General features: G+C 66.1%; 16 protein-coding genes. 7 read left to right on the forward strand and 9 right to left on the reverse strand.

Translation table 11 applies throughout. The features are described from left to right. Positions 1 to 26 precede the first annotated feature (26 nt). The 5 genes from cysS to A9995_RS03310 form a co-directional block, all read right to left on the reverse strand. Positions 27 to 1,514, reverse strand: coding sequence for a cysteine--tRNA ligase (gene cysS, locus A9995_RS03290; RefSeq protein WP_067609522.1), 1,488 nt, complete (start codon positions 1,512 to 1,514; stop codon positions 27 to 29). Positions 1,515 to 1,564: 50 nt separating this feature from the next. Then, the gene (locus A9995_RS03295) at positions 1,565 to 2,239 is read right to left on the reverse strand and encodes a nitroreductase (RefSeq protein WP_067609053.1); all 675 of its coding nucleotides are present in this window, start codon (positions 2,237 to 2,239) and stop codon (positions 1,565 to 1,567) included. 27 nt (positions 2,240 to 2,266) lie between these two features. Then, positions 2,267 to 4,090 carry a cobaltochelatase subunit CobT gene (cobT, locus tag A9995_RS03300; protein ID WP_067609056.1) on the reverse strand — a complete coding sequence of 608 codons (1,824 nt, stop codon included), beginning with the start codon at positions 4,088 to 4,090 and terminating at the stop codon, positions 2,267 to 2,269. A 22-nt stretch (positions 4,091 to 4,112) separates the two neighbouring features. Continuing rightward, complete coding sequence (gene fsa, locus A9995_RS03305) at positions 4,113 to 4,766, reverse strand: fructose-6-phosphate aldolase (protein WP_067609061.1); 654 nt, start codon at positions 4,764 to 4,766, stop codon at positions 4,113 to 4,115. Positions 4,767 to 4,837: 71 nt separating this feature from the next. Beyond that, positions 4,838 to 5,545 (reverse strand): DUF4197 domain-containing protein, encoded by a 708-nt coding sequence (locus tag A9995_RS03310; protein ID WP_067609064.1) that lies wholly within the window; start codon positions 5,543 to 5,545, stop codon positions 4,838 to 4,840. 65 nt (positions 5,546 to 5,610) lie between these two features. Here A9995_RS03310 and A9995_RS03315 point away from each other — a divergent pair, with 65 nt between their 5' ends. Then, positions 5,611 to 7,776 (forward strand): primosomal protein N', encoded by a 2,166-nt coding sequence (locus A9995_RS03315; RefSeq protein WP_067609067.1) that lies wholly within the window; start codon positions 5,611 to 5,613, stop codon positions 7,774 to 7,776. Here A9995_RS03315 and A9995_RS03320 read toward each other — a convergent pair. Next, the gene (locus A9995_RS03320) at positions 7,761 to 8,198 is read right to left on the reverse strand and encodes a helix-turn-helix domain-containing protein (RefSeq protein WP_233998059.1); all 438 of its coding nucleotides are present in this window, start codon (positions 8,196 to 8,198) and stop codon (positions 7,761 to 7,763) included. The two genes, A9995_RS03315 and A9995_RS03320, sit on opposite strands and share 16 nt — an antisense overlap. A gap of 52 nt (positions 8,199 to 8,250) precedes the next feature. Here A9995_RS03320 and A9995_RS03325 point away from each other — a divergent pair, with 52 nt between their 5' ends. Genes A9995_RS03325 through A9995_RS03335 form a run of 3 tightly spaced genes read left to right on the forward strand, consistent with a single transcriptional unit; the run spans position 8,251 to position 10,906 of the window. Then, positions 8,251 to 8,847, forward strand: a complete 597-nt coding sequence (locus A9995_RS03325) for an FMN-dependent NADH-azoreductase (protein ID WP_067609071.1) — start codon at positions 8,251 to 8,253, stop codon at positions 8,845 to 8,847. 33 nt (positions 8,848 to 8,880) lie between these two features. Beyond that, complete coding sequence (locus A9995_RS03330; RefSeq protein WP_067609076.1) at positions 8,881 to 10,455, forward strand: cryptochrome/photolyase family protein; 1,575 nt, start codon at positions 8,881 to 8,883, stop codon at positions 10,453 to 10,455. A gap of 46 nt (positions 10,456 to 10,501) precedes the next feature. Continuing rightward, positions 10,502 to 10,906 (forward strand): GFA family protein, encoded by a 405-nt coding sequence (locus A9995_RS03335; protein ID WP_067609079.1) that lies wholly within the window; start codon positions 10,502 to 10,504, stop codon positions 10,904 to 10,906. 107 nt (positions 10,907 to 11,013) lie between these two features. Here the strand turns inward: A9995_RS03335 and A9995_RS03340 are convergent, their stop codons facing one another. Continuing rightward, positions 11,014 to 11,358 carry a hypothetical protein gene (locus A9995_RS03340; RefSeq protein WP_067609082.1) on the reverse strand — a complete coding sequence of 115 codons (345 nt, stop codon included), beginning with the start codon at positions 11,356 to 11,358 and terminating at the stop codon, positions 11,014 to 11,016. Positions 11,359 to 11,430: 72 nt separating this feature from the next. After that, on the reverse strand, positions 11,431 to 12,492 hold the full coding sequence (locus A9995_RS03345) for a bifunctional transcriptional activator/DNA repair enzyme AdaA (protein ID WP_067609085.1): 1,062 nt from the start codon (positions 12,490 to 12,492) through the stop codon (positions 11,431 to 11,433). Between the two features lie 113 nt (positions 12,493 to 12,605). Between A9995_RS03345 and A9995_RS03350 the strand changes: the two genes are divergently transcribed. Further along, the gene (locus A9995_RS03350) at positions 12,606 to 14,180 is read left to right on the forward strand and encodes a serine protease (RefSeq protein ID WP_067609526.1); all 1,575 of its coding nucleotides are present in this window, start codon (positions 12,606 to 12,608) and stop codon (positions 14,178 to 14,180) included. Here A9995_RS03350 and A9995_RS03355 read toward each other — a convergent pair. Next, positions 14,177 to 15,004, reverse strand: a complete 828-nt coding sequence (locus tag A9995_RS03355) for a TauD/TfdA family dioxygenase (protein ID WP_067609088.1) — start codon at positions 15,002 to 15,004, stop codon at positions 14,177 to 14,179. The two genes, A9995_RS03350 and A9995_RS03355, sit on opposite strands and share 4 nt — an antisense overlap. Before the next feature lie 296 nt (positions 15,005 to 15,300). On the opposite strand from A9995_RS03355, the gene A9995_RS03360 reads away from it, so the two are divergent. Both A9995_RS03360 and atpA read left to right on the forward strand, forming a co-directional pair. Then, the gene (locus A9995_RS03360) at positions 15,301 to 15,855 is read left to right on the forward strand and encodes a F0F1 ATP synthase subunit delta (RefSeq protein WP_067609091.1); all 555 of its coding nucleotides are present in this window, start codon (positions 15,301 to 15,303) and stop codon (positions 15,853 to 15,855) included. 16 nt (positions 15,856 to 15,871) lie between these two features. Continuing rightward, positions 15,872 to 17,401 (forward strand): F0F1 ATP synthase subunit alpha, encoded by a 1,530-nt coding sequence (gene atpA, locus A9995_RS03365; RefSeq protein ID WP_067609093.1) that lies wholly within the window; start codon positions 15,872 to 15,874, stop codon positions 17,399 to 17,401. The last annotated feature ends 17 nt before the right edge of the window (positions 17,402 to 17,418 follow it).

Below are 17,418 nucleotides of genomic sequence, written 5' to 3' on the forward strand. Positions count from 1 at the left end.
TGTTGCCCCGCGACCCTAACCGCAACTCAGTCCAGCTTCCACTCCCAGCCGAGCGGGTCGCCGTCCATGACCTCGACCCGCTTGGCGGCGAGTTCGTCGCGGATGGCGTCGGAGGCGGAGAAATCCTTGTCGGCGCGCGACTGCTGGCGGCGGGCGATCAGCGCGGCGATGCCCGCCTCGTCGATTTCGGCCGCCACCGGGTTGAGCCGCAGATCCTCGCGAGTCAGGCTCAGCAGGTCGAGCCCGAGCAATTGGTCGGCAATCCGCACCCCCTGGATGCGCTTGGCGGCGGGAGTCTTCTTGGCACCGAGCAGGCTTTCGAGCTGAGTCAGCACCACCGCGGTGTTCAAGTCGGCACCAATCGCTTCGTCGAACATCGCCCGCTCCTGCGCGCTCAGCGGGAAGCTGCCCTCGGGCTGCTTGCCGGCGGCGAGTTCGGCCTTGAGCTTGTCCATCTGCATCACCAGCCGCTTGAGCCGCGTCAGCGCCGCGCCGAGCCCTTCCCAGCTGAACTCCAGCTCGCTGCGGTAATGCGCCTGAAGGCACATAATTCGGTAGGCGAGCGGGTGATAGCCGCGGTCGATCAGCAATTGCAGCCGCAGGAATTCACCCGATGATTTGCTCATCTTGCCACTGCTGCCCTCGTCTTTTCTGGCGATGAGGAAATTGTTGTGCATCCAGATCCGCGCGCCCGAATGCGCAGGCTCGTCGAGCCCGCCGCAGCCGCAGAAGGCCTGGTTCTGCGCGATTTCGTTGGGGTGGTGGATCTCGCGGTGGTCGATCCCGCCGGTGTGGATGTCGAAGGGGAAGCCGAGCAGCTTTTCGCCCATCACCGAGCATTCCAGATGCCAGCCGGGTGCGCCCTTGCCCCAGGGCGAATCCCATTCCATCTGGCGGGTCTCGCCTGCCGGGGTCTTGCGCCAGATCGCGAAATCGGCAGCGTTGCGCTTGCCCGCGACTGTGTCGATGCGGCCCCTCGATTCTTCGGCACCCTCCTCGGTCATCGCGCGCGCGAGGCGGCCGTAATCCTTGACGGTCGAGACATCGAAATAGAGCCCGGAGTCGAGCTCGTAGCAATGCTTCTCGGCGATGCCGTTCGCGAACTCGATCATCGGGTCGATGTAATCGGTCGCCACCGACCATTGCGACGGCTCGCGGATGTTGAGCGCCCGTACGTCGGATTTGAAGGCATCGGTGTAGTGGCGCGCGATGTCCCAGATCGATTGCTCGGACTTGGCTGCGGCGAGTTCCAGCTTGTCCTCGCCCGCATCGCCATCATCGGTGAGATGGCCGACATCGGTGATGTTGATGACATGGGTGAGCTTGTAGCCCTGCCATTCGAGCGCCCGCCCTAGCGTGTCGGCAAAGACATAGGCGCGCATATTGCCGATGTGCGGATAATTGTAGACCGTCGGCCCGCAGCTATAGACCCGCGCCTCTCCGTCATGGACGGGAACGAAGGGTTCGAGCGCCCGGGTGAGCGAGTTGAAGAGCGTGAGCTTTGGTGCGGTCATGCGCGCCGCATAGGTGGGCGCGCGCTCTTCGACAAGCTTGGGGACTCGCGCTAGCACCACCCCTCCCAGCGCGTGCTCTCCTCAAGCGGAGCACGCTGGACCTCGAACGCGTTCACCGGCGCCTGCGGATCGCGATAGCCGATCGCCATGCCGCAGAAGAAGGTGTGATCCGCGGGGATATCGACTAGTTCGCGGACCTGAGGCGAATAGGCAGCCCAGGCCTCCTGCGCGCAGGAATCGAGCCCCGCCTCGCGCAGCAGCAGCATCAGTGTCTGCAGCCACATGCCGATATCCGACCATTGCGGCGGGCCCATGTATTTGGGTGTGTGGACCAGCATCAGCACCGGAGCGCCGAACGCACGGAAATTCTGCGCGAACCACATCAGCCGCTTGGCCTTGTCCTCGCGCGCGATCCCGAGCGCGGCGTACATGTCTTCGCCCACCCCGAAGCGGCGCTGCTCATAGGCGCCATCAAGCCCCTTTGGGTAGATGTCGTATTCGGGCTGCAGCGCCGCGCGTCCCTTGGGAAACTCCAGCGCGACCCGGTCGAACAGCGCCTGCATCGGCTCGCCGGTCAGCAGAATCGAATTCCACGGCTGGACGTTGCCGCCCGAGGGCGAACGCTGCGCCTGTTCGAGAATCCCGGTCAGCAGGTCGCGGTCGACCTTTTGATCGGTAAAGGCGCGCACCGAGCGGCGCGTCTGGACGGCCTCTGTAACTTGCATCGAATTTCCCCCTGCCCCTGCGAAGAGTTATTCGTCCTCGAACAGCCCCGCGAGCTGTTCGATGATCGTCCCGCCGAGCTGTTCGACATCCATGATTGTGACCGCGCGCTTGTAGTAGCGGGTGACATCGTGACCGATCCCGATCGCGACGAGCTGGACCGGCGACTGTTTCTCGATCCAACCGATCATTTTTCGCAGATGGCTTTCGAGATAGCCCGCCTGGTTAACCGACAGCGTGCTGTCGTCGACCGGCGCGCCATCGGAGATGACCATCAATATGCGGCGATCCTCGGCGCGGGCGAGCAGCCGGTTATGCGCCCACAGCAGCGCTTCGCCGTCGATGTTCTCCTTGAGCAGGCCTTCGCGCATCATCAGCCCGAGATTACGACGGGCGCGGCGCCACGGCTCGTCGGCCTGCTTGTAGATAATGTGGCGCAAATCGTTGAGCCGGCCCGGTTCGGCGGGACGGCCATCGGCGAGCCAGGCCTCGCGGCTCTGCCCGCCCTTCCACGCACGGGTGGTGAAGCCGAGGATCTCGGTCTTGACCCCGCAACGCTCCAGCGTGCGCGCCATAATGTCGGCGCTGATCGCCGCGATCGAGATCGGCCGCCCGCGCATCGAGCCCGAATTGTCGATCAGCAAGGTGACCACCGTGTCCTTGAACTCGGTATCGCGCTCCATCTTGTAGGAGAGCGCATGGCCGGGGCTGACCACCACGCGGGTGAGGCGCGCGGCGTCGAGCATGCCTTCTTCCTGGTCGAAATCCCAGCTGCGGTTCTGCTGCGCCATCAGCCGCCGCTGCAGCCGGTTGGCAAGCCGGGTGACGATGCCCTGCAGCCCGGCGAGCTGGCTGTCGAGATAGGTCCGCAGCCGCTCCAATTCCTCGCGGTCGCACAGCTCGCTGGCCTCGATCACCTCGTCGAAGGCTTCGGTGTAGGGCTGGTAATTGAAATCGAGCGGTTCGTCGGTCCAGGGGCGGTTGGGGCGGACCGGCTGCATGCCTTCCTCGCCCTCATCGGACGGGTCGCCCTCGCCCATTTCCTGTTCGCGCTCGCCGTCGTCCTCGGCTTCGCCATCGGCGTCGCCCTCGGCCATTTCGCTGGCCATTTCGGTGGCCTGCGGCTCGGCGTCGCCCTCGTCCTGCTCGTCGGCGCCGTCCTCGTCGTCGGGGGTTTCGCCATCTTCCTCGTCGCCATCCTCGCCGCCCTCGTCGGGCGCGTCCTGCGGCAGGGTGAGATCGAGATGGCGCAGCATATCGAGCGCGAGCCGCTGGAACGATGCCTGATCGTCGAGGCTGTCTGCCAGCGCCGCCATATCGCCGCCGGCCTTGGCCTCGATATGCTCGCGGACCATGTCCACGCCCTTGCGCGCACGCTCGGGAATCGCCTCGCCGGTGAGTGCCTCGCGCAGCATCAGCGACAGCGCGGTGGGCAGCGGGACGTCTTCCGCGCTGTCGGCACGGATGATCGGATCGGATGCGGTTCGCAGTTCCACCGCCGCATCGAGATTGGCGCGGATGCCGGCGTAATTGGTGGTCCCCAGCGCCTCGTAGCGGACCTGCTCGACCGCGTCGTAGCAGGCGCGCGCGATCGGCTCGGGCGGCGCGGATTTCTCGTGGACGCGCTCGTTATGGTGGCGCAGCTTGAGCGCGAAACTGTCGGCGAAACCGCGTGCCTCGCGCGCCTGGTCGGGGGGGACATTGCGCCCCGGCAGCGGCACGCGGAAATTCTTGCCCGAGGACGAGGGGTTGTCCGCGCTCCAGGCGACCTCGACCTCCTCCTCGCGCGCCAGGGCCCGCGCGGTGCCGGTCAGCGCCTGCTTGAAACGGTCGAGGGGGGTCTGGTCGGTCATTCGCTAAGCGATCTCTGGTGCATCAGCCGATGGTCTGGCCGGTGGTCTTCCAATCGGCAAGGAAGCCCTCGATGCCCTTGTCGGTTAGGACATGCTGCGCCAGCGCCATGATCACCTTGGGCGGCATGGTGGCGACATCGGCGCCGATCAGCGCGCTTTCGAGCACATGGGTGGCGTGGCGCACGCTGGCGACCAGGATCTCGGTGTCGAAGGCGTAATTGTCGTAGATGGTGCGGATATCTCGGATCAGCTCCATGCCGTTGGCGCCGTTGTCATCGTGCCGCCCGACGAAGGGCGAAACGAAGGTCGCCCCCGCCTTGGCCGCAAGCAGCGCCTGATTGGCCGAGAAGCACAGCGTCACATTGACCATGGTGCCGTCTTCGGTGAGCTTGCGGCAGGTCTTGAGCCCGTCGATCGTCAGCGGCACCTTGATGCAGACATTGTCCGCGATTTTGCGCAGAATCTCGGCCTCTTTCATCATCGTCGCGTGATCGAGCGCGACCACCTCGGCGCTGACCGGCCCATCGACGATGGCGCAGATCTGCTTGGTCACCTCGAGAAAGTCCCGCCCCGATTTTGCAATCAGCGAGGGGTTGGTGGTCACCCCGTCGAGCAGGCCGGTTTCGGCCAGTTCCTCGATCGCGTCGATCTCGGCGGTGTCGGCGAAGAATTTCATGCTTGTGCGCTCCGGGGGTTGCGAGTCCCCGAGAGCCTTAGCGAGGGACGGAGGTTGGGGCTAGGGGGCGGCTAGAAGGCTGCCGCGGTGCCGAACACGCCGATGATCAGCGGATCGCGGGTGGCGCGCGGATCGGCGCGGATCGCGGCTTCCTCGCGCGCGATCTCGCCCCATATGATGTCGTCGACACCGGTTGCGACGCGGCCCGCGAGCGCGCCGACATCGACCCCCGAAAGCCCTGCGATCAATTCGCCGACCAGCGGGTCCTGCGCGACCCGCATCGCGGTGCCGAGCTCGGGGACCATCGCCTCGACCAGCCGCGAGCCCATCTGCCCACGCAGGAAACCGGTCGCCGCGCTCGGCCCGCCGCGGACGAGATCGACCGCGTTCTGGAACCCGATCACCCGCACCGCATCGGTCACCAGCGGCGCGGCGCGCTGGGCACCGCGATAGGCGACATCGGCAAAGGCGCTCTCGATCCGGCCCTTGAACAGCGCCGAAGTGAGGATCCGGCTCAGCACATCGCCGCGGGTGCCCAGCAGATTGCCAAGCCCGAGCTGCGCCACCTGGCTGTCCCAATAGCCATTGCCCTGCAGCATCCGCGCAAAGGCGCGCTCGCTCGACAGGAACAGCATCCGCTGGACCGCATCGACCAGACCGTAGCCGCCCATACTCTGGCACCCGGGCAGCGCGAGCAACGCGGTACCGGCGGCGAGACTTCCGAAGGCCCGGCCTATGAAGGCGCGGCGGGCGGTCGGGGCGACGAGAATATCGGTCATATCATGCGTCCTCTTGTGGCGCGCCCTTGTCGCGGGCGCGGGCTGCCGCCCATATGCACCCTTACATGAACCGCGTCCGCTGCCTCGTCCTCAATGCCGCGCTCGGCCCGCTCGACTACCGCGTGCCCGAGGGGATGGTGGCCGAACCCGGCCAGGTGGTCGAGTGTCCGCTGGGCCCGCGCACCGTCATCGGGATCGTGTGGGAGGCCGACCGGCTCCCCTGGACCGATGTTGCGGCGGAGAAGCTGCGCCCGCTGCGGGCCGCAATGCCGATCCCGCCACTGTCCGCAGCCCTGCGGCGGCTGATCGAATGGACCGCGGATTATTACTGCGCCCCACTCGCCAGCGTGGCGCGGATGGCATTGTCCTCGGACGGCGCGTTGCGCGGGCCCGCCACCATGACCGAATACCGCCTGTCGGGCTGGATGCCCGAGCGGATGACCGCGCAGCGCGAGGCGGCGATCGAGGCGCTCGACGGCGAGCAGGCGACGGTGCGCGAGCTGGCGGGGATTGCCGGCGTGTCCGAAGCGGTGCTGCGCGGGCTGGTCAACCACGGGGTGCTCGAGCCGGTGGAGGTCGATTGCGACCGCCCCTACCCGCGCGCCGAACCCGATCATGCGCAGCCCGATCTCAGTGCCGAACAGCAGGCAGCGGCGGATATTTTTACCGATGCGGTGCGGGCGGAAAAATTCGCTCCCTTCCTTCTCGATGGGGTCACCGGCTCGGGCAAGACCGAGACCTATTTCGAACCGATCGCCGAGGCGCTGCGGCTTGGGCGGCAGGTGCTGGTGCTGTTGCCCGAGATCGCGCTGACCGAGGCTTTCCTGACCCGGTTCGAGGAGCGTTTCGGCGCGGCGCCGGTGCTGTGGCATTCGGCGCTCAAATCGACCGAGCGGCGCCGCGCCTGGCGCGCGATCGCCGAGGGCGGCGCGCAAGTGGTGGTCGGCGCGCGCTCGGCGCTGTTCCTGCCCTATGCCAAGCTCGGGCTGGTGGTGGTCGACGAGGCCCACGAGGTCAGCTTCAAGCAGGACGATGGCGTGCGCTACAACGCGCGCGATGTCGCGGTGATGCGCGGCCATTTCGAGCATATTCCGGTGGTGCTGGCGAGTGCTACTCCCGCGCTCGAAAGCCTCGCGATGGCCGAGAACGGAACCTACACCCGCGTCGAACTGCCGCGCCGCTTCGGCGGGGCGCAAATGCCCAGCATCGCAACCATCGATCTGACGCAGGAAAAGCCGGGCCGCGGCGCCTGGCTCGCCGAACCGCTGATCGCGGCGATCGCGGAACGGCTGGAACGCGGCGAACAGTCGCTGCTTTTCCTCAACCGTCGCGGCTATGCACCGCTGACGCTGTGCCGCAATTGCGGGTTCCGGTTCCAGTGCCCCAATTGCAGCGCCTGGCTGGTCGAGCACCGCTTCAGCAGCCGGCTCGCCTGCCACCATTGCGGCCACGAAACCGCGCCGCCCGCGACCTGTCCTGAATGCGGCGAGCCCGACTGCCTCGTCGCCTGCGGCCCAGGGGTCGAGCGGATCGCCGACGAGGTCGCCGAGCGGCTGCCCGAGGCACGGGTGTTCGTCGCTACCTCGGATACCCTCAACTCGCCGGGCCGCGCGGCGCAATTCGTGGCACAGGTCGAGGCGGGCGCGATCGACGTGATCGTCGGCACCCAATTGGTAACCAAGGGGTTCCATTTCCCCGAACTGACGCTGGTGGGCGTGGTCGATGCCGATCTCGGGCTCGAGGGTGGCGATCTGCGCGCGGCGGAGCGGACCTACCAGCAGGTCGCGCAGGTCGCGGGGCGCGCAGGCCGCGCCAGCAAGCCGGGCCAGGTACTGATCCAGACCCGCCATCCCGAGGCGCCGGTGATCGCCGCGCTGGCCTCGGGCGATCGCGACGGTTTCTACGCCGCCGAAACCGAGGCGCGGCGGATGGCGGGCGCCCCGCCCTTCGGTCGCTGGGCCGCGATCATCGTGTCGAGCGAGGAAGAAGACGAGGCGCGCGAGGCCGCCAACCGCATCGGCGCCGCGCGCCCGCGCCATTATGACATGGCGATCTACGGCCCCGCCCCCGCGCCCTTGTCGCTGCTGCGCGGGCGTTATCGCTACCGGCTGCTGATCAACGCGAAACGCAGCGTCGAACTCCAGGCGATCCTGCGCCGCTGGCTCGGCGCGCTCCATCACACCGCCGGGGTGCGGGTGAATGTGGATATCGACCCCTACAGCTTCGTGTGATCCGCTTTGAGGTCGAACTCGGCCCGCGCGCTCTGGACCGCGCCGATATTGGCGATCGCCCAGTTTCCAAGCCGCGCAACCGGCCCGCATAGCGAGACTCCGAGCGCGGTGAGTTCGTAATCGACCCGCGGCGGGACCGATGGCGTCACCGTCCGCTTCACCAGCCCGTCGCGTTCGAGGCCGCGCAGGGTGCGGGTCAGCATCCGCTGCGAGATACCCGGGATGCCGCGACGCAATTCGTTGAAGCGCTGCGAACCCTCGGCCAGGCTCATCACCACGCGGACCGACCATTTGTCGCCGACGCGCGCGAGGATGGCGTTGACCGCGGTGCATTGCGGCGCATCGTGGACTGCAAGGGTTACACCGCTGTCCCTAGCGGACATCGCAGTGCCTTCTTGCGCAATTGGGGTAGCGGTTTCCATATAGCCTCCAGGTTATCGACAGTAACTATCGCAGCAATCATGGAGACCCTCAATGCAAATCCTTCGTATCGACAGCGCCACCACCGGCGAACAATCGGTAAGCCGCCGGCTGACCGAGGAACTGACCCGGCATTTCCGGGAAAAGCACCCCGACGCGAAGGTGATCGAGCGCGATCTGGTCGCAGATCCGCTGCCGCATATCGACCCGATCACCACCAAGGCGATCCGCACCGCGCCCGACACGCATGAGGAAGCGGTCGCCGCCGCCTATCCCGACCAGCGCGCGGTGCTCGACGAATTCCTCGCCTCCGATGTCGTGATCGTCGGCGCGCCGATGTACAATTTCTCGATCCCCAGCCAGCTCAAGGCCTGGCTCGACCGGCTCGGCGTGCCCGGCGTCACCTTCCGCTATTCCGAAGCCGGTCCCGAAGGCCTCGCCGGCGGGCGCAAGGTGGTGGTCGCTTCGGCGCGTGGCGGCACCTATTCGAACGATCAGATGGCCGAAAATCAGGAGAGCCTGCTCTCGACCTTTTTCGGCTTCATCGGCTTGGACGATGTCGACTTCGTCCGGATCGAGAAGACCGGCTTCGGCCCCGAAGCAATCGAAGAAGGGTTCGCCGCCGCCAAGGCCGAGATCGCCAAGCTCTAGGAAATTTGCACAGGGTCGGGCATTGCCGCGGCGATGCCCGACCCTGCCAACCGACCCGTCCTCGTTCCCATCCTCGGCGACCAGCTGACGCGCAAACTCGCATCGCTGCGCGGGCGCGCCAAGGATGACAACGTCATCCTGATCATGGAGGTGTGGGACGAAGCCACTTATGTGCGCCACCATAAGCAGAAGATTGCGTTGATCTTTTCAGCCATGCGCCATTTCGCGGGCGAACTGGAAGACGCCGGCTGGAGCGTCGATTACATCCGGCTCAACGATCCCGACAATTCCGGCAGCTTCACCGGCGAACTTGCGCGCGCGATCGAGCGACACGATCCGCGCGCCATCCATGTTACCCACTCGGGCGAATGGCGAGTCCAGCAGGCGATCGAGCAATGGCCCGGGAAATTCGCCTGCGAAGTCGAAATCCTGGAAGACGATCGCTTCCTCTGCCCGCTAACTGACTTTCGCGACTGGGCGCAGGACCGCGCTACTTTGCGGATGGAGAATTTCTACCACGACATGCGCCGCAAAACCGGGCTGTTGATGACCGAGGATGGCAAGCCGGTGGGCGGCGAGTGGAATTACGACAAGCTCAACCGCGAAAGCCCCGGCGAGGATATGGACCCTCCCCCGCGTCCCACCTTCCCCCCCGATGCGATCACCAGCGAGGTCATCGCGCTGGTCGAGAAACGCTTCGGCGGACATTTCGGCAGCCTCGACAATTTCGGCTGGCCGGTGACCCGCGAGCAGGCCGAGGAGGCAGCGGACGCGTTCTTCGGCGAACGGCTGGCGCGGTTCGGCCCCTATCAGGATGCGATGGTCCACGGGCAGGACGACCTTTTTCACTCGATGCTCTCGACCAGCCTCAACCTCGGCCTGCTCGACCCGCTCGACCTGTGCCGCCGCGCCGAGGCGCTCTACGAAGCGGGCGAGGCACCGATCAATTCGGTCGAGGGTTTCATCCGCCAGATCATCGGCTGGCGCGAATATGTCCGCGGTTTCTACTGGCAGTTCATGCCCGGGCTGGCGGAGGTCAATGCGCTCGAGGCGAAACGCCCGCTGCCCGAATTCTATTGGACCGGCGAGACCGACATGCGCTGCCTCGCCGATTGCATCCGCTCGACCCGCGACAACGCGCATGCGCATCATATCCAGCGGCTGATGGTGCTGGGCAATTTCGCGCTGATCGCGGGGATCGATCCGCAGGCAGTCGAGGACTGGTATCTGGTGGTCTATGCCGATGCCTATGAATGGGTCGAACTGCCCAATGTCGCGGCGATGATTCTGTACGCCGATGGCGGGAAACTGGCGAGCAAGCCGTATGCGGCGAGCGGCAATTACATCAACACCATGTCCGACTATTGCCGCAAATGCCGTTATTCGCCGAGCAAGAAGACCGGCGAAGGGGCCTGCCCGTTCAACCCGCTCTACTGGCATTTCATGCACAATCACCGCGACCGGCTGGAGAGCAACCACCGCGTCGGACGGATTTACGCAAACTGGGACCGGATGGGCGAAGAGCGCCAGCGCGAATATCTCGACAGCGCGGAGGCGTTTCTCGAGACGCTGGTGCCGGCAAAGCAGGGCTGGGCTCGCGAGGAGTGAACGCGAACCGCTTTCGCCGGCACGTATTCAGCGGTAACGGGCGGCGATGATCGAACTCACCTGCCTCTGCGGCCAGCTCCGCGTCCAACTCGCCAAGCGTCCCGACTATATCCACGAATGCAATTGCACGCTGTGCCGCAAGACCGGCGCGCGCTGGGGGTATTTCCACCCCTCCGAAGCCAGCGTGACCGGCGCGTCCAAAGGCTACAGCCGGACCGACAAATCCGATCCCGCCGCCGAAGTCCGGTTCTGCGAAAGCTGCGGGGTGACCACCCACTTCATCCTGACCGCCGACGCCGCGGAAAAATTCGGCAACACGATGATGGGCGCGAACATGCTGCTGGCCGAAGAGGCCGATCTGGCAGGCGTGGAACTGCGCTACCCTGATGGACAGGCGTGGTCAGGGGATGGCGAATTCGCCTATGTCCGCGAAGCGCGCATCCTAGGGTGATCGAGCGAACTCCGGGGAGCAGCGTTTTGCACGGCGGAAGCTTGCGGCAGCCTAACCGAGGCGTTCAGGCGATGAAGGGTGCGGTCGCCCCAGCCCGTCCGGTCGGCTCAATGCGTCCGGTCGGGCTTCCCGGCCTTGCCGCGTCGCCGTGCGAGCAGGAACAGCAACGTAGGCCAGACGATGGTGTTGAGGATGTCGGCCACCGAGCCCGCCAGCGTTGCGCCGCCGGCGGGCGAATAGAAGTCGATCACCTCGTTGCCGAAGGCGAAGACGTAAACCAGCGCAATCGGCACCCGCGATCGCATACGATGCCGCAGGAACAGCGCCGCTGCAAAGAAGATGATTAGCCCGGCGTGCAGATGCAGCAGGTCCTCGGTGGCGCCCAAATTCGTGGCCAGCGCCTGCTTCGCGGCCGAATAATGGGCGAGATAGGGGGTAATCGAGATGTCCACGAGCCCCCGCTACCGGCGCGCTATCCGCTTGTCACCAAAGAGTTACGAGCCGGTCAAACCTCGAGATAGGGGTCACTCTTCCCGCCGCTCCCGCCGCAGCAGTTCCTCCTTGATCGCGGTGCCATAGGCGTAGCCGCCCAAGCCCCCATCGGCGGCGATCACGCGGTGGCAGGGGATCAGCACGGCGATGTTGTTCGCGCCATTGGCGCCGCCGACCGCGCGGCTGGCACCGGGATTGCCCAGCGCCGCTGCGAGCTGGCCGTAGCTCCGGGTTTCGCCCGCCGGAATTTCGCACAGCGCCTGCCAGACGCGCTGCTGGAAGGCCGTGCCCTTGACGTCGAGCGGAATGGCTCCGCCCTGCCCCGGTTGTTCGACCGCGCGGGTGACCTGCTCGAACAAGCCCCGGAAGTCTTCGCCGCCATCGACGAGGGTGGCACCGGGGAAGCGGCGACGCAGATCCGCCTCGCCTTCGTCGAAAGACAGGCAGCATACGCCTGTCTCGGTCGCGGCGACCAGCATCGAGCCCAGCGTCGTCGCGACCACGCTCCAGTGGATGGTGCGGCCCTTGCCTCCGCCGCGCCAGTCGCTCGGTGTCATCCCCATCCGTCCCTCCATCGCGGCATAGAAGCGGCTTGGCGCCGCGAAGCCTGAATCGTAGATCGCATCGCTCACCCGCTCGGCACCGACGAGCATCTCCTTGGCGCGCTCGGTGCGCAGGGCGCGGGCATAGGATGCAGGCGACAACCCGATGGCGCGCTTGAACAACCGCTGGAAATGGCTGGGCGCATAGCCCGTCAGCCGCGCCAGTTGCGCCAGAGTCGCGCTCTCACCCGCCCGGATTGCATCCACCGCAGCGCGGACGGCGGCCTCTTCCTGGCTCTGGCGATCGGGCGCGCAACGCTTGCAGGCGCGCAGACCCGCCGCCTCCGCCTCGGCGGGGGTGGCATAGAAGCGGACGTTGACTCGCTTGGGCGCGCGCGCCGGGCAGGACGGGCGGCAATAGATGCCGGTCGAATGAACCCCGGTCACGAAGGTACCGTCGAAGCGGCGATCCTTCGCCAGCGCGATCCGCCAGCGGTCCTCGTCGCTCAGATCCGGGGTGCCCGGGACTTCGACGGATGCAGCGACAATCATCCCTTCATCCTCCTTCGCTTCGTATCGCGATGCAAGCGGGGTTAGACTATATCCGCCATCGCGGCGTCCCGAAGCTTGCGGTCAATGTCGCGGGCGCGATAGAAGCGCGCTGGATGGGACGTCTCCTTACTCTTTGTGCGCTGCTGCTCGGCCTGCTCGCCGGGCCCTCGCCGGCGCGCGCCGAACCTGCCGATATCGATGCGGCGGCGCGCGGCGTGGTGCGCGTGGTGATCCTCGGCAGCGATGGCGAGCAGGTCTACCCGATCAGCCACGGCAGCGGCTTTGCGGTCAGCCCCACGCACATCGTCACCAACGCCCATGTCATCCGCGACGCCATGAACGATGAGAGCCTGCGGATCGGCATCGTTCCCTCCGACGGAGCGGGCGCGGTCTATGGCAAGGCTGTCGCGGTCTCCTCGCGCAATGATCTGGCGCTGGTCGAACTCACCGGCGACCTGCGACTGCCGCCCTTGACGCTGGCAGGCGGGCCCCTCGCTGACAGCGGCGAAAGCTATGCGGTCGGCTATCCGATGAATGTCGACAAGGCGCAGGGGCTCGACATCGGCGATATCTTCCGCAGCCAACCACCGGTGAAAAGCCGCGGCTTTCTTGCGGGCACGCGGCCGAGCCGAAGCTTCGACACCGTGCTCCACACCGCGCCGATCGCGCGCGGCAATTCGGGCGGACCCTTGCTCGATGGCTGCGGGCGGGTGCTGGGGGTGAACAGTTTCGGCGCCGATTCGGGTGGGTCGGATGCCGAATTCTTCTTCGCCGTGTCGAACCGCGAATTGCGCGCCTTCCTGGGCGACAACGGCGTAGCCGCGCGCATCAACGACACCGAATGCCGCAGCCTCGAAGATCTCGATGCGGCGGAGCGCGCCCGGATGGAGCGCGAACAGAGCGTCGCGCGTGCGGATCTCGACCACCGCAGCGAGGAAGAGCGCATCCGCCGCGAGCGCGCGCGCTTCGAAGCCGAGATGCAGGTGCGCGACGAACGCGACGACCGCATGCTGGCGAGCGTGTTGCTGCTGCTGCTTGGCGCCGGGCTGATCTGGTGGGCATTCGAGAAGCGCGAGCCGGTCGAGAGCGAGTTCGGCACGGTGACCTGGCCGATCCGCAACCGGATCGTGCTGGCGCTGGGAATCGGCGCGGTGGTGGTTGCACTGATGCTCCATCTCAGCCGTCCGGGAATCGACGAGATCGATCGCCGCGTTAGCAACGCCATGGGCGGCGAGGCCGATGAGACCGGCGAAAGCCTCGCTCCCGGCGCACGGGCGGATGGCGCCAGCTATGTCTGCACGCTCGACCCGCAGCGCAGCCGCGTCACCAGCGCGCAGGCGCAGGAGGTGAGTTTCGACTGGACCGCCGAGGGCTGCATCAACGACCGCACACAATACGGTCTCTCCGCCGGGTCATGGTCGCGAGTGTTCGTGCCCAACGAGGAACAGGCGGTCGCGGTCAACAGCTTCGACCCGGCGCGCCGCATCTACCGCACCGAACGCTACCTCCTCTCGCGCGAGGCGATGAGCACGGCGCGCGCGGCCCGCGGCAAATATGCGGCGCCCGCCTGCGAGGCCGAGGACGCCGCCTCCTCGCTCGGCGATATGCAGACCGAAGTCGTCTCCAACCTGCCCAGCCAGCCCAACGAACGGCTGGTCTATTCCTGCGAGGTCGCGGAAGGCGACTAGGCCGCGAGCGCCTCGCCGCTCAGCGTGATGCGGTGCATCTCGCGGGCATGGCCCTGATAGTCGTTCATGGCATAATGCCAGCTCGTCCGGTTGTCCCAGATCGCGACCGAGCCCGGCTCCCAGGCGACCCGGCACTGATGCGCGGGATCCATCGCTGCGGCGAACAGCCGGTCGAGCAGAGGTCGGCTGTCGGCACGGCTCCGCCAGACGATGTTCACCGTGAAGGCCGGATTGACATAGAGCAGCCTGCGCCCCGTGACCGGATGACGGATCGCCACCGGATGGGTCGCACCGGTGGTCATGCCCTGCCCGCGCAGATCGCCGCCCATATCGGTCTGCGCATAGACGCCGTCGGAGGCATAGATATGATCCGCGGTGTGGAAGGCCTCGAGCCCTTCGATCTCGGCCTTCAGATCGTCCGGCAGCGAATCATAGGCCGCGCCCATATGGGCAAAAAGCGTGTCGCCGCCCGCCGGGGGCAGCACCCGCGCCACCAGGATCGAGCCCATCGCCGGCACTTGGTCGTAGGAATGATCGGTGTGCCAGCCGCCGCCGATATTGGTCTGCTGGTCCTCGCGCTTGCGCACCACCGCGATCTCGGGATGCTCCTCGGTGAGCGGGAAGTAATCGTTGATATCGATCCCGCCCCAGCGCTGCGCGAAAGCGATATGCTCTTCGGGAGAAAGCACCTGCCCGCGTAGCAGCGCGACGCCATGCGCGTAGATCGCCTGCCGCACCGCCTCGAGCGTTGCACCCGCGGCATCGGCCAGCTGGACCCCGGTTATTTCCACCCCGCATGACGGGGCAAGTGGCGTTATCTGCATCGTATCTCTCCCGGCGCTCGTTCCGGCGCCTGCGAGCAACCTACATCGGGCGACGCCCGAGTCCAGCATCCGACCTGCAATCCAGCGGCAATGGGCAACCCACCGGCAATGGGCCACCCAACGGCAACGGGATTGCGATTGGCCTGCATTTTGCTGCCAAGTCGAAGGGCACCCGGCTTGCGCTTCGCCAGACCCGATGCTAGGCGCGCGACAGCTTTGCCGGGGTGGCTTTCGTCCACCTGCGACGCCGGGCTGACAGCATCGTTATTTTCCGGACCTCGAGAGGACGACAACGCGTGGAGATTTCCGCCGGTATACAGGCAAGCCTGGCAGGGCGCTATGCGTCTGCCCTGTTCGACCTGGCGAGCGAGAACGGCACCGTGACCGCGGTCGAATCGGACCTCGACAAGCTCGAGGCCGCTTTGGCCGAATCGGACGAACTGGCCCAGCTCACCACCAACCCCAAGGTTTCGCGCAAAGCGGCCGGCCAGGCGCTTACGAGCGTGGCGACCGTGCTCGGCCTTGCCGAGCTGACGCAGAATTTCATCGGTGTGCTGGCGCATAACCGCCGGCTGGCGCAATTGCCCAAGGTGATCCGCGCCTTCCGTGCCATCGCCGCCGCGCAGCGTGGCGAAGTCACCGCGCAGGTCAGCAGCGCCCACGCGCTGAGCGACGCGCAGCTCGAGCAGATCCGCTCACGGCTCACCGCTCGCGAGGGCCGCACCGTCAAGCTTTCCACGACCGTCGATCCCGAATTGCTCGGCGGTTTGGTCGTCACCATCGGATCGAAGCGCATCGACGGCTCGATCCGGACCCGCCTCAATTCCCTCGCCCAGGCGATGAAGGCCTGATCAAAGGACGTTACTCATGGATATCCGCGCCGCAGAAATTTCGAAGGTCATCAAGGACCAGATCGCCAATTTCGGCACCGAAGCCGAAGTCAGCGAAGTCGGCACCGTACTGTCGGTGGGTGACGGCATCGCCCGCATCCACGGTCTCGACCAGGTCCAGGCCGGCGAGATGATCGAATTCGCCAATGGCGTTCAGGGCATGGCGCTCAACCTCGAAGCCGACAATGTCGGCGCGGTGATCTTCGGTTCCGATACCGAGATCAAGGAAGGCGACAGCGTCAAGCGCACCCAGACCATCGTCGACGTTCCCGTCGGCAAGGGCCTGCTCGGCCGCGTGGTCGACGCCCTGGGCAACCCGATCGACGGCAAGGGCCCGATCGTGGCGACCGAGCGTCGCCGGGTGGAAAAGAAGGCACCGGGCATCATCCCGCGCGAATCGGTTTCCGAGCCGGTCCAGTCGGGCCTCAAGGCGATCGACGCGCTCGTCCCCGTCGGCCGCGGCCAGCGCGAGCTGATCATTGGCGATCGCCAGACCGGCAAGTCCGCGGTCGCGATCGACACCTTCATCAACCAGAAGGAAAACAACGCGGGCGACGACGAGAACAAGAAGCTCTATTGCATCTATGTCGCGGTCGGACAGAAGCGCTCGACCGTCGCTCAGATCGTCAAGAGCCTCGAGGAAAACGGCGCGATGGAATACACCATCGTCGTCGCCGCCACCGCTTCGGAGCCCGCTCCGCTGCAGTATCTCGCACCCTACACCGGCTGCGCGATGGGCGAGTTCTTCCGCGACAACGGCATGCACGCCGTGATCGTCTATGACGACCTTTCCAAGCAGGCCGTGGCCTATCGCCAGATGTCGCTGCTGCTGCGCCGCCCCCCGGGCCGCGAAGCCTATCCGGGCGACGTGTTCTATCTGCACAGCCGCTTGCTCGAGCGCGCGGCCAAGATGAACAAGTCGGAAGGCGGCGGTTCGCTGACCGCGCTGCCGATCATCGAAACGCAGGCGGGCGACGTCTCGGCCTATATTCCGACCAACGTGATTTCGATCACCGACGGCCAGATCTTCCTCGAGACCGAATTGTTCTACCAGGGCATCCGTCCGGCGATCAACGTCGGCCTGTCGGTGAGCCGCGTCGGCGGTGCCGCGCAGACCAAGGCGATGAAGAAGGTCTCGGGCTCGATGAAGCTCGACCTCGCGCAATACCGCGAGATGGCCGCCTTCGCGCAGTTCGGTTCGGATCTTGACGCTTCGACCCAGAAGCTGCTCAACCGCGGTGCGCGGCTGACCGAGCTGCTCAAGCAGCCGCAATATTCGCCGATGCCGTTCGAGGAGCAGACCATCTCGATCTTCGCCGGCACCAACGGCTTCCTCGATGCGATCCCGGTCGATCGGGTGAACGAATACGAAGCCGCGATGCTCAGCCACATGCGCAGCGAACACGGCGAAGTGCTGGACACCATCCGCACCACCGGCAAATTCGAGGACGACACCAAGTCCAAGGTCGTGGCTGCGCTCGACGCCTTCGCCAAGCAATTCGCCTGAGCCCGAGAGCACACCAG

Origin of the sequence: Erythrobacter sp. QSSC1-22B, from assembly GCF_001678665.1 — a bacterium.
GTDB lineage: Bacteria > Pseudomonadota > Alphaproteobacteria > Sphingomonadales > Sphingomonadaceae > Qipengyuania.

Coding starts and splice junctions, on each gene's coding strand:
- cysS (WP_067609522.1), bottom strand. CDS start 1,514: ATGACCGCACCAAAGCTCACGCTCTTCAACTCGCTCACCCGGGCGCTC.
- A9995_RS03295 (WP_067609053.1), bottom strand. CDS start 2,239: ATGCAAGTTACAGAGGCCGTCCAGACGCGCCGCTCGGTGCGCGCCTTT.
- cobT (WP_067609056.1), bottom strand. CDS start 4,090: ATGACCGACCAGACCCCCCTCGACCGTTTCAAGCAGGCGCTGACCGGC.
- fsa (WP_067609061.1), bottom strand. CDS start 4,766: ATGAAATTCTTCGCCGACACCGCCGAGATCGACGCGATCGAGGAACTG.
- A9995_RS03310 (WP_067609064.1), bottom strand. CDS start 5,545: ATGACCGATATTCTCGTCGCCCCGACCGCCCGCCGCGCCTTCATAGGC.
- A9995_RS03315 (WP_067609067.1), top strand. CDS start 5,611: ATGAACCGCGTCCGCTGCCTCGTCCTCAATGCCGCGCTCGGCCCGCTC.
- A9995_RS03320 (WP_233998059.1), bottom strand. CDS start 8,198: ATGGAAACCGCTACCCCAATTGCGCAAGAAGGCACTGCGATGTCCGCT.
- A9995_RS03325 (WP_067609071.1), top strand. CDS start 8,251: ATGCAAATCCTTCGTATCGACAGCGCCACCACCGGCGAACAATCGGTA.
- A9995_RS03330 (WP_067609076.1), top strand. CDS start 8,881: ATGCCCGACCCTGCCAACCGACCCGTCCTCGTTCCCATCCTCGGCGAC.
- A9995_RS03335 (WP_067609079.1), top strand. CDS start 10,502: ATGATCGAACTCACCTGCCTCTGCGGCCAGCTCCGCGTCCAACTCGCC.
- A9995_RS03345 (WP_067609085.1), bottom strand. CDS start 12,492: ATGATTGTCGCTGCATCCGTCGAAGTCCCGGGCACCCCGGATCTGAGC.
- A9995_RS03350 (WP_067609526.1), top strand. CDS start 12,606: ATGGGACGTCTCCTTACTCTTTGTGCGCTGCTGCTCGGCCTGCTCGCC.
- A9995_RS03355 (WP_067609088.1), bottom strand. CDS start 15,004: ATGCAGATAACGCCACTTGCCCCGTCATGCGGGGTGGAAATAACCGGG.
- atpA (WP_067609093.1), top strand. CDS start 15,872: ATGGATATCCGCGCCGCAGAAATTTCGAAGGTCATCAAGGACCAGATC.